Source organism: Vibrio sp. Vb0349, from assembly GCF_033338975.1.
In genome coordinates this window covers 1-1,208 of record NZ_JAWOTS010000296.1, presented here as the reverse complement: position 1 = coordinate 1,208, position 1,208 = coordinate 1, and the positions used below count along the sequence as shown (strand labels likewise).

The 1,208-nt window shown below is 43.9% G+C and carries 2 protein-coding genes; both read right to left on the bottom strand.

Annotation, left to right across the window (positions count from 1 at the left end):
* Nucleotides 1-185, bottom strand: a 185-nt coding sequence (locus R7Q47_RS25320) for an MAPEG family protein (protein WP_318090094.1), incomplete at its 3' end; no start/stop codon positions are given.
* Nucleotides 186-390: 205 nt separating this feature from the next.
* A partial coding sequence (gene rarD / locus R7Q47_RS25315; RefSeq protein ID WP_318090091.1) for an EamA family transporter RarD occupies nucleotides 391-1,208 on the bottom strand: 818 nt, incomplete at its 5' end.

The following is a 1,208-nucleotide window of genomic DNA, read 5'->3' as shown; positions in this document are numbered from 1 at the left end:
GCCATAAGAATTAACGTAATGGGTATGTATTCGCTTGCGTTACTTTGTGCGCTGCGGGCAATTTGCAGTGCTTCTACGCCGCCATCTGCGTACGCAACCTTGTTAAGGCGCCTTTGTTTGATGACTTGAAACGCTAACCAAACTAAAAGTAGAGCCAGAATACTGGCATAAAGTGCAGTGATCATGTTGAGTCCTTTCTATTCAGATACCTATTCACTATACCTAAGTAACTTCAAGATGCCGAATAATGAAAAACATCGCTATTCATAACTTGAATTTCAGTGATAAAAAAAGCGCTCGACTGAGCACTTTTATGTTTGGTTTTACTTGGATGCACAATGAACTAAAACGAGCGTGGTTGGCCCAAATTTGGTTTAAACCGGATTCAACCTACACCGAATGATTAGCCAACTTTTTACGCTTTATTCCTTTCGCAACGCCTTCGAAGATCGTAAGCAACAAACCCACCCAGATAAAGGCAAACGTAACCGCTTTAACGTCATCGAACAGCTCCCCAAAGAACACGACAGCAAGAATAAACTGCAAGCTCGGCTCTATGTATTGCATCAAACCAACCGTCGATAAGTTTGTAATACGAATCGCGATTGAGTAGAAGATCAAAGGCAGAATCGTGATTGGCGCGCTGCCGAAGTAAAGCAATAAGGTTGTCGTATCAACGGAAGAAGCAAGCTCGCCAGTCGTCCATTGTTTGAACAGCAAATATCCCAACGCAAACGGCGCAAGAACAAGCGCTTCAATAAACAATGTTGTGCTCCAATCGTAGTTGATTTTCTTTTTGTAGAGGCCATAAAGCGCAAAGAAAAGCCCCATTGTTAAGGCAACAAACGGTAGCTGCCCGTATTGAAACACTTGGTATAACACGCCACAAGTTGCGAGCAATATTGCAATTAATTGCCCCTTAGAAAGCTTGTCTCCCAAAACAAATACACCTAAAGAGACAGACACAAGTGGCCCGATGAAAAAGCCCAAGCTTGCATCAATCACTCGATGGTGAGTCAACGCCCACGTAAATGCACTCCAAGAAATACACATTAGGCTACTTGCCACAAATGTATACCAAAGAGACTTTTTATCTCGCCACACCTGTGACCAATTTGGCCAATGGCGAGTCACCGCGTAGACGATAAGAATCCCTACGGGTACCGAGCCGATAATGCGCCATGCCAGCAACTCATCCATTGCAGCAT